This is a genomic window from Aeromonas sp. QDB23, assembly GCF_027707745.1.
Lineage (GTDB): Bacteria > Pseudomonadota > Gammaproteobacteria > Enterobacterales > Aeromonadaceae > Aeromonas > Aeromonas allosaccharophila.
Genome location: NZ_JAPCJA010000019.1, coordinates 41,347 through 55,308, shown reverse-complemented (window position 1 = coordinate 55,308; position 13,962 = coordinate 41,347). Strand labels below are relative to the sequence as shown.

The 13,962-nt window shown below is 58.2% G+C and carries 9 protein-coding genes; 2 read left to right on the top strand and 7 right to left on the bottom strand.

What is annotated here, in order from left to right; translation table 11 throughout:
• Nucleotides 1-114: 114 nt before the first annotated feature.
• A complete protein-coding gene (locus PG888_RS10485) occupies nucleotides 115-1,731 on the top strand; it encodes a peptide ABC transporter substrate-binding protein (protein ID WP_182939493.1) in 1,617 nt (538 codons plus the stop codon).
• A 250-nt stretch (nucleotides 1,732-1,981) separates the two neighbouring features.
• On the opposite strand, the gene PG888_RS10480 is transcribed toward PG888_RS10485, so the two are convergent.
• The 5 genes from PG888_RS10480 to PG888_RS10460 all read right to left on the bottom strand — a co-directional run bounded on the left by PG888_RS10480 (nucleotide 1,982) and on the right by PG888_RS10460 (nucleotide 9,518).
• Nucleotides 1,982-2,416 carry a YcgN family cysteine cluster protein gene (locus PG888_RS10480; RefSeq protein ID WP_075112995.1) on the bottom strand — a complete coding sequence of 145 codons (435 nt, stop codon included), beginning with the start codon at nucleotides 2,414-2,416 and terminating at the stop codon, nucleotides 1,982-1,984.
• Between the two features lie 155 nt (nucleotides 2,417-2,571).
• Nucleotides 2,572-4,854, bottom strand: coding sequence for a formate C-acetyltransferase (gene pflB, locus PG888_RS10475; protein WP_042062283.1), 2,283 nt, complete (start codon nucleotides 4,852-4,854; stop codon nucleotides 2,572-2,574).
• Between the two features lie 46 nt (nucleotides 4,855-4,900).
• Nucleotides 4,901-5,749, bottom strand: a complete 849-nt coding sequence (gene focA / locus PG888_RS10470) for a formate transporter FocA (RefSeq protein WP_042062281.1) — start codon at nucleotides 5,747-5,749, stop codon at nucleotides 4,901-4,903.
• Nucleotides 5,750-6,130: 381 nt separating this feature from the next.
• Entirely contained in the window at nucleotides 6,131-7,891 is a 1,761-nt protein-coding gene (ycaO, locus tag PG888_RS10465) for a 30S ribosomal protein S12 methylthiotransferase accessory factor YcaO (RefSeq protein ID WP_182939492.1), read from the bottom strand.
• Between the two features lie 193 nt (nucleotides 7,892-8,084).
• Nucleotides 8,085-9,518, bottom strand: a complete 1,434-nt coding sequence (locus tag PG888_RS10460) for a glycoside hydrolase family 1 protein (RefSeq protein WP_182939491.1) — start codon at nucleotides 9,516-9,518, stop codon at nucleotides 8,085-8,087.
• A 167-nt stretch (nucleotides 9,519-9,685) separates the two neighbouring features.
• On the opposite strand from PG888_RS10460, the gene PG888_RS10455 reads away from it, so the two are divergent.
• On the top strand, nucleotides 9,686-10,549 hold the full coding sequence (locus tag PG888_RS10455; RefSeq protein ID WP_182969147.1) for a LysR family transcriptional regulator: 864 nt from the start codon (nucleotides 9,686-9,688) through the stop codon (nucleotides 10,547-10,549).
• Between the two features lie 36 nt (nucleotides 10,550-10,585).
• On the opposite strand, the gene PG888_RS10450 is transcribed toward PG888_RS10455, so the two are convergent.
• Both PG888_RS10450 and metE read right to left on the bottom strand, forming a co-directional pair.
• On the bottom strand, nucleotides 10,586-11,335 hold the full coding sequence (locus PG888_RS10450; protein WP_182939489.1) for a substrate-binding periplasmic protein: 750 nt from the start codon (nucleotides 11,333-11,335) through the stop codon (nucleotides 10,586-10,588).
• Nucleotides 11,336-11,509: 174 nt separating this feature from the next.
• Entirely contained in the window at nucleotides 11,510-13,774 is a 2,265-nt protein-coding gene (gene metE / locus PG888_RS10445; RefSeq protein ID WP_182939488.1) for a 5-methyltetrahydropteroyltriglutamate--homocysteine S-methyltransferase, read from the bottom strand.
• Nucleotides 13,775-13,962 lie beyond the last annotated feature (188 nt).

Sequence of the window (13,962 nt, the reverse complement as noted above, 5' to 3'; positions counted from 1 at the left end):
TAAAAATGGAGTCTGATGGGCCTGCTCATCCTTCAGCCATTGCCTCTTGAGATCCGATCGCCAATCCAGCACACTGATTTCGCTTTGGAAGCAAATAAAACTCAAGGATTATCAATGAACAAGACTCTCATTGCCGGCATGGTAGCCGGACTGTTTGCCCTTCCCGCCTGGGCTGCCCAGGTGCCTGCCGGTACCAAGCTGCTGCCGGATGCCCAACAAATCTACGTGACCAATATCGGCACCGAACCCACTACCATCGACCCCCAGCTGGTGGAAGAGAGTGCCGGCAGCGAGATCGTCAACGATCTGTTTGAAGGGCTCTACGTACTGGATAGCAAAGGCAAGACCCAGCCCGCAGGCGCTGTCAGCTACGAGGTCGACAAGACTGGGACCATCTACACCTTCAAGCTGAGACCCGAGGCCAAATGGTCTAACGGTGAACCGGTAACCGCCGCCGATTATGTCTACGGCTGGCAACGGGCAGCCGATCCCAAGACCGCCTCCAACTACGCCTGGTTTATCGAGTTAACCGGTGTGGTCAATGCTGGCGAGGTGATCCAGGGCAAGAAGAGCCCGTCAGAGCTGGGGATCAAAGCGCTGGATGACTACACCCTGCAGGTGACCCTGAAAAATCCGGTCCCCTTCTTCCTGAAGATGCTGGCCCACTACACCACGTTCCCGACCCCCAAGGCCACCATTGAAAAATTCGGCAAGGAGTGGGTCAAACCGGGCAACATCGTCTCCAACGGCGCGTTCGTGCTCAAGGAGTGGACCCCCAACGAGCGGCTGAGTGCCGAGCGCAATACTCACTACTGGGACAACCAGCACACCGTCCTGAACAAGGTGGTCTATCTGGAGATCGTCTCCGAAACCGCCGCTTACAACCGCTACCGCACCGGCGAGCTGCACTACACCACCTACCCGCTGGAGCAGTACAAGCACATCAAGAGCCAGAGCCCGCAAGATCTGGTCAGCGCCCCCATGCTCGCCACCTATTACTATGTGTTCAATGTGAACCGCAAACCGTTCGATGATCCGAAAGTGCGCAAGGCGCTCTCGCTGGCCCTCGACCGGGAGACCATCACCGACAAGATCCTGGGACAAGGGCAACTGCCCGCCTTCAGCCTGACCCCACCGAGTGTCGATGGTTTTGACCTGAAAAAACCGACCAGTCAGCAGCAGAGCAAAGAGGAGCGGATCAAGCAGGCCAAAGCGCTGTTGGCCGAAGCGGGCTATGGCCCGGACAAACCGCTCAGCGTGGATATCCTCTACAACACCAACGAGAGCCATAAAAAGATCGCGCTGGCTGTCTCCTCCATGTGGAAACACAACCTGGGGGTCACCGCCACCCTCAACAACATGGAGTGGAAAACCATGGTCTCGGCACTCAACGAGGGGGATTTCGGGGTGAGTCGCTACTCCTGGAACGGGGACTATAACGATGCCTCCACCTTCCTCGATATCCTGACCTCCAGCAGCAGCGCCAACAGCGGCAAGTGGTTCAACAAGGAGTACGATGCCCTGCTGGCCAAGGCCCACGACTCGCAGGATGCTGCCGAGCGCAATCAGCTCTACCAGCAGGCAGAAGCATTGATCGAGGCTGACGCCCCTATCGCGCCGCTCTACTTCTACGTCAAATCGCGACTGCTCAAACCGTTCGTCAAGGGTTATCCCTATGAGAGCCCGCAAGACATCGTCTATAGCCGGGACCTCTATCTGGTCGCCCAATAGACACTGACTACACAGACCAGCCAGATTTTGACGCCGCCATTGTTTTAGTTACAGCCGAAGGGGCTGGCTCAAGTCCAGACAATCTGAGTGAGACCACGGATATCTACAACAAGGAAACTCCAGAGCCACCTTCTGAACGACAAAACCCCCGATACAGCGTATCGGGGGTTTTGAGGTACAAAACACAAGCTAAAATGGGTAACCCGATTTCAGCCTCTAGATAAGGCTACATTGCACTTGATAGCTTGGCTCAACTGGCCCAAGTGATTATGTGATCAATCCACTCACCAGCCTGCTCCTCGTGAACCACTTTGCCACGCACGGATTGACCCGCCTGATGCATGGCGGAGCGACTGCCGGTCAGCAGCGGATGCCACTCTGGCAGAGTATCCCCGTCAGCCAGTAAACGATAGGCGCAGGTAGACGGGAGCCAATCATATTCGGCAATCTTGTCGTGAGTGATCTGCAGACAGTCAGGCTCTTTTTTGAAGCGATTAAGATAATCGGAACACTGGCAGGTCTTGGTATTGAGCAGGTTACAAGCCACATTGGTGAAAACCAGCTCATCTGTATCTTCATCAATGAGCTTGTTAAGGCAACATTTGCCGCAACCATCGCAGAGGGATTCCCACTCGGATTCAGTCATCTGCTGCAGACTCTTGGTCTGCCAAAAGGAGGATTGCATCATACCGCTCACTTAATATACCTGATGAAACGCGTGGTTATACCTATTGTTATCCCGAATTTCAAGGTTGGCATTGTCCACGGAGTTCTTTAGCAATAAAACCAGACATAAAAAAACCGGCGCCTTGGCGCCGGTTTTTGCTCACTGCGTCTCGATTACAGAGAAGCGGTGAAGGTACGGGTGATGACGTCTTGCTGTTGCTCTTTGGTCAAAGAGTTGAAGCGAACGGCATAACCGGATACGCGGATGGTCAACTGCGGATATTTCTCCGGGTTTTCCATGGCGTCCAGCAGCATTTCACGGTTCATCACGTTCACGTTCAGGTGCTGACCACCTTCCAGGTTGGACTCGTGATGGAAGTAACCGTCCATCAGGCCAGCCAGGTTGGCTTTCTGGGCTTCCATATCTTTACCCAGCGCGTTCGGCACGATGGAGAAGGTATAGGAGATACCATCTTTAGCGTAAGCGAACGGCAGCTTGGCGACGGAAGTCAGGGAAGCAACTGCCCCCTTCTGGTCACGACCGTGCATCGGGTTGGCACCCGGGCCGAACGGAGCACCTGAACGGCGGCCATCCGGAGTGTTACCGGTCTTCTTGCCATATACCACGTTAGAGGTGATGGTCAGAACAGACTGGGTAGCAACAGCACCACGGTAGGTGTTCAGCTTCTGAATTTTCTTCATGAAGCGCTCAACCAGGTCACAGGCGATGTCATCGACGCGAGCGTCGTTGTTACCGAACTGCGGGTATTCACCGTCGATTTCGAAGTCGATGGCAACGCCATCTTCGTCACGAACCGGCTTGACCTTGGCGTACTTGATAGCAGACAGGGAGTCAGCGGCTACGGACAGACCCGCGATACCACACGCCATGGTGCGATATACGTCACGGTCGTGCAGCGCCATCAGAGAGGCTTCGTAGCTGTACTTGTCGTGCATGTAGTGGATGATGTTCAGCGCAGCAACGTACTGCTTGGCCAGCCAATCCATGAAGCTATCCAGACGAGACATGACATCGTCATAGTCCAGGAACTCGGAGGTCACCTTGTCAGTTTTAGGACCGACCTGGATCTTGAGCTTCTCGTCGATACCGCCGTTGATTGCATACAGCATGGTCTTGGCCAGGTTGGCACGAGCACCGAAGAACTGCATCTGCTTACCAATCACCATCGGGGACACACAGCAAGCGATGGCGTAGTCATCGTTGTTGAAGTCCGGACGCATCAGGTCATCGTTCTCGTACTGAACAGAAGAGGTCTCGATGGATACCTTGGCGCAGTACTTCTTGAAACCGACCGGCAGCTTCTCGGACCACAGGATGGTCAGGTTCGGCTCAGGGGACGGGCCCATGGTGTACAGGGTGTTCAGCATACGGAAGCTGTTCTTGGTGACCAGGGTACGGCCATCAACGCCCATACCGGCCAGGGTCTCGGTCGCCCACATCGGGTCGCCGGAGAACAGTGAATCGTATTCCGGGGTACGCAGGAAGCGAACCATACGCAGCTTCATGACCATGTGGTCCATCAGCTCCTGGGCTTCTTGCTCGGTGATCAGGCCTTTCTTCAGGTCACGCTCGATGTACACGTCCAGGAAGCTGGAGGTACGACCAAAGGACATGGCGGCACCGTTCTGGGACTTGACTGCCGCCAGGTAGGCGAAGTAGGTCCACTGTACGGCTTCTTTGGCGTTCTTGGCCGGTACGGAGATATCGCAACCGTACTTGGCAGCCATCACCTTCATCTGTGCCAGGGCACGGTGCTGCTCGGAGATCTCTTCGCGCAGACGGATGGTGGCTTCCAGGTTGACGCCGTTTTCCAGGTCAGCTTGCAGGGACTTGAACTGGGCCAGTTTGTCGGCCATCAGGAAGTCGATACCGTACAGAGCGACACGACGGTAGTCACCGATGATACGGCCACGGCCGTAGGCATCCGGCAGACCGGTGATAACACCAGACTTGCGGCAGTTCAGGATGTCTTTGGTGTAAACGTCAAACACGCCCTGGTTGTGAGTCTTGCGGTACTCGGTGAAGATCTTCTCGACCATCGGGTCCAGTTGACGACCGTACACTTCGCAAGAAGTTTTAACCATCTTGATACCGCCGTTGGCGATGATGGCGCGCTTCAGCGGCTTGTCAGTCTGCAGACCAACGATCTGCTCCAGGCTCTGATCGATATAACCGGCATCGTGTGCGGTAATGGTGGAGGGCAGGTCAGTATCAAAATCGACCGGCGCATGAGTGCGGTTCTCGATCTTGATGCCTTCCATGACCTTGTCCCACAGCTTGGTGGTTGCTTCGGTCGCGCCAGCCAGGAAGGACTCGTCACCTTCATACGGGGTGTAGTTCTTCTGGATGAAGTCACGGGTGTTGACAGAGGTCTGCCATTCACCGGCCGCGAAGCCTTCCCATGCTTTTTGGAACTGTTCGTTAAGTTCTGCCATTTTTCATTACCTCACACGGTATTGATGTAGTATCCCGAAATCATCCTTAATGATGACGACGGAAGATAAACCAGTAAGTCAGACCAACCATCACGCCACCACCGATGATATTGCCGATGGTAACAGGGATGAGGTTGTGTAGGACGAAGTTGGATACGGTCAGGTCAGCAAAGGTTGCCGGATCCTGGCCGATGGCCTGCCAAAATTCCGGACTAGCCACGCTGTGGATAGCGATACCAACCGGAATCATAAACATGTTTGCGATGCTGTGCTCGAAACCTGCTGCAACGAACATGGCAACCGGCAGCAGCATGACGACTACCTTGTCAGTCGCGCTGCGGGCACCGAAGGCCATCCAGGCAGCAAGACACACCATCAGGTTACAGAGGATACCCAGCGCCACCGCTTCGAAGAAGGTGTGGTGAATTTTGTGTTGGGCCACTTTCAGGGCATTGAGGCCCCACTGACCATCCGCCGCGGTGTATTCCGCCGACATGATGATGAGGCCAACCATCAGCAGACCACCGATCAGGTTACCGAAGTAAACCAGCCCCCAGTTCTTGAGCAGTTGCGCCCAGCTGATGCGATTGGCGGCCTTGGCCACCAGCGTCAGGGTGGTGGAGGTGAACAGCTCGGCACCGAGCAGCACACACAGAATAAGACCGAGGGAGAAACAGAGACCACCAACCAGCTTGGCCATGCCCCAGGACATAGAGCCGGAACCGGTCGTGACTGTGATGTAGAAGATAAACGCGATGGCGATGAACGCGCCTGCGGTGATGGCCAATGGAATGACCTTGTATGCCGGCTTGGTGGCCTTGGCATAGGTGATGTCTTCAGCCAGTGCAGCGATGGCTTCGGGCTTGAGACAATCGAATGGGGATTCAGCTTTCAATTATTTTCTACCTGAATGTTTTGCCTGTTGAAATCATAACAAAGGCCCAAATGGCCAAAATTGACATTGATCAAGTTTATCAGACTGCGAATGTAATTTTACTACAAATATTTTAGTGCAACGGCTGCGCCAGTTTACACCAGGTTTCAGCTGAAACAGAAATGCCACGTTTTTAATACAATGATTTTAAAGAATTTATTGGCATGCACGTAAAGCAGGTATTGGCAAGATATCTTTGCAGTCCGGTTGCACATCCCCTGCCCTGTCATCAACCCCATTAGGGGTATTTTTTGTTTTTTATTTCATCTTTGAATAACAAACCCGTGCCTTGCCGCACGATAAACAGAAGGGGCCACACGGCCCCTTCCTTTACAGCAACGATCACGCCCAGTGATGGGCTCGCTTGGCTTTTTGCAGCTTCTCGTAGGCAGCCAGCAGCTTCTGGTGCAGCGGGAACTGGGAGAGCGACAAGTCGGCCGCCTCCAGCCCGTGGAAGCGCGCTTCGCCACTGGCGTTGGCCCATGCCTGGACCAGGGTATCTTCGCCATACATGCGGGTAAAGACGGCACGATACTGCTCCGGATCCCGCTCCTCGTCGAGGAACAACTCGACGCAGGCGCGCAGGGCGCGGTAGTAGCTGGCTCGCTCGGCAGTGAACACCGACTGGTTGAACTCCATGGTCCAGTCGATGAGATCCATCGCCGTCTCCAGCTCACCGGCGGCCAGCGCCAGCATGGCTTTCAGCTCGCCAACGCGCAGAGTGTGCAGTGCGGTGCCCTTAGCGGCGGCGATACCCAACAGCTCGCGGACACGAGTGCGCTCGTCGTGCCCCTCTTCATCCAGTTGATCAAACAACGCCATGTACTGTTCAGCATCCCACTCTAGTGATGGCAGCGCCAGGATCACTTCGCGCAGGTTGGCGCCCATGTTGTTGTTGGCCAGCAGCAGATCTTCGGCCGGATAGATGTCGGACATACCCGGCACCAGAATGCGGCAGGCGTAGACCCCCAGATGCTCGTAGTCGGCGATATAGACCGGCTGCTCCAGCTCGTGGAAGATGCCGATCAGGTGATCAAACTCCTCCTGCGAGGTGCCACGAAAATCCCAGTCGGCAAACTCGAAGTCCGCATCCTGCTTGAACAGATCCCAGCTGATAAGGCCGGAGGAGTCGATGAAGTGGGTCTCGAGGTTGTGGTGATCCGCCACCTGCTCGTTGTCGAATGATGGCGGCACGAACACATCGAGATCCTTGAGGCCACGGCCCTGCAGCAGCTCGGTGACGGTACGCTCGAAGGCCACTTCGAAGCGCGGATGGGCACCGAAGGAGGCAAAGCAGGTGCCGTTGCTCGGGTTGAGCAGCACCACGCAGATAACCGGATAGCGGCCACCCAGGGAGGCATCGAAGCTGTAAATGGGGAAGCCTTCGGCTTCCAGCGCGGCGATGGAGGCGGCAATCCCCGGATAACGGGCAATCACCTCGTCCGGGATCAGCGGCAGGCTCAGGGCCTCGGCGATGATCTTGTTCTTCACGTGGCGCTCGAACACTTCGGAGAGTGCCTGGGTGCGCGCTTCGGTGCGGGTGTTACCGGCACTCATGCCGTTGGAGACATAGAGGTTGCCGATGATGTTCATCGGGATATAGACCGTCTGGTGATCGGATTGGCGCTCGAACGGCAGCGCGACGATACCGCGTTCCTCGTTGTTTGACTGCAGATCCACCAGCATGTCGGCGGTCACTTCACCGTCCGGGTTGTAGAACTTGCGGGTGAAGCTGTCGAGCAGACCGGCCGGGAACTGATCACCCTCGATGGGGAACCACTTCTCGTTCGGGTAGTGAACGAAATCGCCATTGGCAACCTGCTCGCCCAGATAGAAGTCGGCGAAGAAGTAGTTGGTGGAGAGACGCTCGAAATATTCGCCGAGGGCGGAGGCGAGGGCCGCCTTCTTGCTGGCACCCTTGCCGTTGGTGAAGCAGAGGGCGCACTCCTTGTCCCGAATATGCACCGACCAGACGTTCGGCACGGGGTTGAGCCAGGAGGCCTCTTCGATATCAAAGCCCAGGGCTTGCAGCTTGGTCTGGAAGCGTTCGATGGAGTCTTCCAGCGCCGCGTCCTTGCCGGGAATAAACGTGTGGTCAGTCATCACAATATCCTGATTTTTATTGGCTCATGTTCGGCCGCAGATAATAGCAGGGGTCGGCGGCTTTGGCAGGACAAAAATCAGCAAACAGGGATGAGTCGCACGGTGAGAAACCGGCTTGTCCCCTCTCCCCCGCCACAAACAGAGCGGGCCCGGGGGTTACCCGGGCCCGCTGGTTACGCGACGCGAGAAACCGTCAGAGCTGCTTGCCCTGGCTGGCGATCACCTGGCTGTACCAGTGGAAGCTCGCTTTCTTGATCCGGCGAAGGGAGCCCCCCTGCTCGTCACGCTCCACATAGACGAAGCCGTAACGCTTCTGATAGCCATTGAGCCAGCTCAGGATGTCGGTGAACGACCAGGCGCAGTAGCCGAGCAGCTCGACGCCATCCTGCATCGCCTCCTGGCACGCCTTGACGTGGCTGCGCAGATAATCGATGCGGTACTCATCGTTCACCTTGTCGCCCGCCTCCAGCTTGTCGAACTCGCCGAGGCCGTTCTCGGTGATCATCAGCGGCAGACCATAGCGGGAAGAGAGGCGACGCAGGGCGATACGCATCCCGGTCGGATCGATGGCCCAGTCCCAGTTGCTAGTCTCAAGGTGCGGGTTGGGCGCCGTCTTGTAAAGACCCGGAATGCCGCTCGATGGCGTGGTGCCCTTCTTGCCGGTGGTGTTGATGCGCTGCAGGGTCTGACCACCCAAGGGGTTATCTGTGTAGGTCAGGGTGTAGTAGTAGTTGACGCCGATGTAGTCGGGCGTGCCCTCGCGCAACAACTCCAAATCGCCGGGCAGGATCTCCGGCGCCTCACCGTTTTCCCGCAAGTAAGCGAGCGCCGCCTGCGGATAGCGGCCAAAGCAGTAGGCATCCAGCCACCAGAGGTTGTTGAACTCCTCGGCATTCTCGTAAGCCAGCATATCTTTCGGGTCGCACGACGCCGGATAGGCAGGGGAGTAGGCAAAGCTCGGGCCAATCAAGCCATTTGGCACATGCTGGCGAAACGCCTTGATAGCACGGGCATTGGCCAGAAATGCGATATGGTTGGCGGCGAAGAAGCGCTTGCGGTCCTGCACTGCGGGCGGATGGGTGCCGAGCTGATAGGCGTTGGTCAGGTTGTAGTTCTGCTCGTTGAGCGACACCCAGTATTTCACCTTGCCCGCAAAGCGCTGATAGAGGGTCACGCAGTAGCGCTCGAAATCGGCGATGATCCGTCGATCTTCCCAGCCGCCGTATTCATCTTGCAGCGCTTGCGGCAGATCCCAGTGATAGAGGGTCAGCACCGGCTCGATCTTATGGGCCAGCAGGGTGTCTATCAGCTTCTCGTAGAAGGCCAGACCCGCCTCGTTCATCTCCCCCCGACCGGTGGGGTAGATGCGCGGCCAGCTCACCGAGAAACGGTAGGCCTTGAGCCCCATCTCGGCCATCAGCGCCACGTCCTCTTCCATGCGGTGGTAGTGATCTACCGCCACATCGCCGTTGCTCCCTTCAAAGGTCTTGCCCGGCAGCTTGGTGAAGAGATCCCACACCGAGGGCCCCTTGCCATCGGCATTCCAGCCCCCCTCCACCTGATAGGCAGCGGAGGCGGCGCCCCACAGAAAATCGCTCGGGAAGTCGTTGAACTTGTGGTGATGCATCTGGTGTTGCTCCTTCTGCGCTGATGGTGTCAGCCATCTCTGATAACTCGGCGCTCCTGTATGGGAGCGCCCGAAATGAATTGGCATCAGCATCCAACACTTCTAAAATTCCGTCCAATGACAAATATGACCACTCAACATTCCCGACAGGAATGAAAGGAGCCCTGATGGAGCTACGGGATCTGAAAGCCTTCGTCACTCTGGGGGAGGTATTGCACTTTGGCCAGGCGGCGGTGCGCCAGCATGTTACCCAGTCGGCCCTGAGCAAACAGATCAGGCGGCTGGAGGAGGAGCTGGGCGGCGAGCTGTTCGAGCGCAACGCCAGCACCACCCGCCTCACCGGACTGGGCAGGGCGCTGTATGAGGATGCCCGCGCCGTGGTCGTCCAGAGCGAGCAGCTCTCGCGCACCGCCCGCGACGTGCTGGCGGGCAATGTCGGCACCCTGCGCATCGGCTTTGGCGTGGCCACCAAGATCCTGGTGCCCGCCGCCATCGCCCGCTTTCGTGCCGAGCGACCGCAGGTGACCATCGAGCTCAACGATCTCTCCACCCACCACCAGCTACTGGCGCTCAGTGAAGGCAAGCTGGATCTCGGCTTTTGCCGCCTGCCCGCCCCCAAGGGGTGGCACGCCCTGCCGGTGGTCGAAGCCCACTTTGTCGCCGTGCTGCCCGCCAGCTACCGCGATGTGAGGGAATTGGCCGATCTGGTGGACAAGCCGCTGGCGATCCTGCGCCGGGACAAGGCGCCATCGTTTTACGATCACCTGATGAACTATCTGGCCCAGAGCGGGCTGCGTTTTCAGGGTATCCAGTACGTCAACGACTTCGCCGCCGGTGTTGCCACCGCAGCCGCCGAGATCGCCTGGACTCTGGTCCCCTCCTCCACCACCATAGAGCATCCGGATGTGCTCACCCTTCCTCTGAGAGATGGTGAAGCCTGCTGGACTATCGGGCTTATTCGTCCGCCCCACAGCAAGGGGCCCTTGATCGATGCCTTCTGGGCAACCATCGCCGATATGACGCCGAGATAGACACGCAGTGGAAAAACAGCAGATGGCAACAGCGCATCAACGATAGCGCGCTTCGATACGAGCCAACTCGCCACTTTGCCGCAACTGTTGCAGTACCCGGCTGAATTCATTCACCCGGGTATTAAAGCGGGAATGGTTGCCAATGCAGAGGTTGAACGGGGTCGAGGCGAGCCGCAGTGGCACCTCGACCACCAGCCCGGACAACCCCAGCTGGTTGAGTTTGAAGCGTGCCACCAGCGGATCGGTCACCATCAGATCGCCCCGACCCGCCGCCAGCATTTTGAAGACGTTATCGACGTTGATGGTGTGATGAACGGTGAAGCCGGCCAGATTCTCCTTGCCCCAGCCGTTGCCCAGATAGTCGAGAAAGGTGAACGTCTTGAGGTCGCCCAAGCCTCTGGCTTGCTGAAATTCCGCCATCCGGGGGTGACCAAGCTGAGTAAATATCGTCATGATCGTCGATGTGACTGGCTCAGCCACCATCAGGGTATAAGTGCGCCGCTCCAGTGTGGCGACAGTCACGAAGCCATCTGCCTGCGCCATCAGCACCATTTTTTGCGCCCGTTGCCACGGATAGCCTTCGTGGCGTATCCGCAGCCCCATCTGCGCCGCCACCCGATCCATCACGTCGATCATCAGCCCGCGCATCTTGCCCTGTTCGTCACGCCACGAATATGGGGCGAAGTCGTCAAAGTAGGCCATTTTCAACTCGCTAGCGGGCGCTGCCAGGGCACTCTGCCACATCAGCAATCCCCACAAGATTGCGCTCCCCAGACTGACTCTCATGGCCGCGACTCCATCCACCTCTGTCCACTCTGAGCCTAGTGCAAAGCAGGCTGCGGCAAGGTTCAGGATCCAGTGTAAAAAGTAGCCAGCAAAAAGAGAGGGGAAGCAGTGGCTTCCCCTCTCTCGTTAGCTTGTCAGCACACCACCTTATCGATGGCGGTCACAGCCTTCTGGTTACGCCAGCTCGGCGCGCAGCGCCTTGGTGGCATTGACCATCACCTTGAGCGCGGCCTCCGTCTCTTCCCAGCCGCGGGTCTTGAGGCCGCAATCCGGGTTGACCCACAGCCGCTCGGCCGGGATCTGTTTGGCCGCCTTGCGCAGCAACCCCTCAATCCAGCTCTGGCTCGGCACGTTCGGCGAGTGGATGTCGTAGACGCCCGGGCCGATTTCATTGGGGTAATTGAAGCGCTCGAACGCTTCGAGCAGCTGCATCTGACTACGGCTGGTCTCGATGGTGATCACGTCCGCATCCAGCGCCGCCACCGCCTCGATGATGAGGTTGAAGTCGCTGTAGCACATGTGGGTGTGGATCTGGGTGCTGTCCGCCACCGGGCTTGCGCTCAGACGGAAGGCGCGCACCGCCCAGTCGAGATAGGCCTGATGATCCTGTTTGCGCAGGGGCAAGCCTTCGCGGATCGCCGGCTCGTCGATCTGGATGATTTTGATGCCCGCTGCTTCCAGATCCGCCACCTCGTCGCGAATGGCCAGCCCGATTTGCAGGGCGGACTGCTCGCGGCTCACGTCTTCGCGCGGGAAGGACCAGCAGAGGATGGTCACAGGGCCCGTCAGCATCCCCTTGACCGGCTTGTCGGTCAGGCTCTGGGCAAACTGGGTCCACGCCAGCGTCATGGGGGTCGGGCGGTCGATATCGCGGGTGATCACCGGCGGCTTGACGCAGCGGGAGCCATAGCTCTGTACCCAACCGAAGCGGGTGATGGCAAAGCCGTCCAGCAGCTCACCGAAATACTCCACCATGTCGTTGCGCTCGGCCTCGCCGTGTACCAGCACGTCCAGCCCGATGGCCTCCTGACGCTTGATGGCATCGCGGATCTCCGCCTGAATGCCCGCCTCGTAGGCGCTGTCGTCGATGCGACCGGCGCGCCAATCCTGACGCAATACCCGGATCTGCGAGGTCTGCGGGAAGGACCCGATGGTGGTGGTGGGCAGCAGCGGCAGTTTGAGATCCGAGCGCTGCAGCTCGGCCCTGACCGGATAGGGGCTATGGCGATCAAAATCGCTGTTGGTCAGGCTGGCCAGACGGGATTGCACCGCACGCTTGTGGACCCGGCTGTCGGACTCCCGATCGACGATGGGCTGGCTGTAGGCGGTGATCTTGTCGAGCTCGCCGCCATCCAGATACTCTCTGAGCAGCCCCAGCTCGAAGCATTTTTGCAGGGCGAAGGCGAACCAGCTGCGGGTCTGGGGATCCAGCTCCTGCTCCAGGGTCAAATCCACCGGACTGTGCAGCAGGGAGCAGGAGGAGGCCACCCAGAGCCGCTCGCCGAGTCTGGCTTTCAGCGCCTTCAGGGTCGGCGCCAGCTTGGCCAGATTGGCGCGCCAGACGTTGCGACCATTGATCACCCCGGCGGAGATGACCCACTGGGCGGGCAGATGCGGCACCAGCGTCTCCAGCTGCTCGGGGGCGGCCACCAGATCCAGATGCAGGCCATCCACTTTCAGGCTGGTGATGATGTCGCGCTGATGAGCCACCGAGCCGAAATAGGTGGTGAGCAGCAGCTTGCAGGGGCCCACGAGGCGCTCGTAGGCATTGAGGTAGGCCAGACGCCACTCGTCCGGCAAGTCCAGCGTCAGCGCCGGTTCGTCGATCTGCACCCACTCCACCCCTTGCGCGGCCAGTTTCGCCAGGATCTCCTGATAGACAATCAGCAGGCGATCGAGCAGTTCAAGGCGAGAGAAGCCGCTCTCTTTCTCCTTGCCAAGCCACAGGTAGGAGATTGGCCCCAACAGCACCGCCTTGACCGGCAGCCCCAGCGCCTTGGCCTCTTCAACCTCGTCAAACAGCTGGCTCCAGCCCAGCTTGAAGCGCTGGTCACGGCTAAATTCCGGCACCAGATAGTGATAGTTGGTGTTGAACCATTTGGTCATCTCGGCTGCAGCCGCCGCCGGGCCGGTCGGCGCACGACCACGGGCCACCCGGAACAGGGTGTCGAGATCGGTCTCGCCATGACGGTGACGGGCAGGCACCGCATCCACCAGCAGGCTGGTACCGAGCACTTGGTCATACCAGGCAAAATCCCCCACCGGCAGCAGATTGACCCCAGCGCCGTGCTGGGCCTGCCAGTGGCGTTCACGCAGCGTCTTGCCCACGGCAACGAGTTCGGCCTGAGTGGTCTCGCCACGCCAGTAGGATTCGAGGGCAAATTTCAGCTCGCGCTTGGCGCCGATACGGGGGAAGCCCAGGGTGTGTGCGCGTGTCATAGGTTCATGTCCTTATGCTCATTCATCTGATGGGAAACTGGATGATTTAGCCATCCAGATGTTTACACATCCAAAATGACAAGATAAGGTGACGCTGGCTATTGAATCCTCTTCAACTGGCTCTCAAAGAATCCTCAACTGACCGCAAGTAAGGTTCATCGCGAGGATACAGAGGCCCGTTTTTACAA

Excerpts from the sequence above, each read along its gene's own strand:
- PG888_RS10485 (WP_182939493.1), top strand. The coding sequence starts at position 115 with ATGAACAAGACTCTCATTGCCGGCATGGTAGCCGGACTGTTTGCCCTT.
- PG888_RS10480 (WP_075112995.1), bottom strand. The coding sequence starts at position 2,416 with ATGCAATCCTCCTTTTGGCAGACCAAGAGTCTGCAGCAGATGACTGAA.
- pflB (WP_042062283.1), bottom strand. The coding sequence starts at position 4,854 with ATGGCAGAACTTAACGAACAGTTCCAAAAAGCATGGGAAGGCTTCGCG.
- ycaO (WP_182939492.1), bottom strand. The coding sequence starts at position 7,891 with ATGACTGACCACACGTTTATTCCCGGCAAGGACGCGGCGCTGGAAGAC.
- PG888_RS10460 (WP_182939491.1), bottom strand. The coding sequence starts at position 9,518 with ATGCATCACCACAAGTTCAACGACTTCCCGAGCGATTTTCTGTGGGGC.
- PG888_RS10455 (WP_182969147.1), top strand. The coding sequence starts at position 9,686 with ATGGAGCTACGGGATCTGAAAGCCTTCGTCACTCTGGGGGAGGTATTG.
- PG888_RS10450 (WP_182939489.1), bottom strand. The coding sequence starts at position 11,335 with ATGAGAGTCAGTCTGGGGAGCGCAATCTTGTGGGGATTGCTGATGTGG.
- metE (WP_182939488.1), bottom strand. The coding sequence starts at position 13,774 with ATGACACGCGCACACACCCTGGGCTTCCCCCGTATCGGCGCCAAGCGC.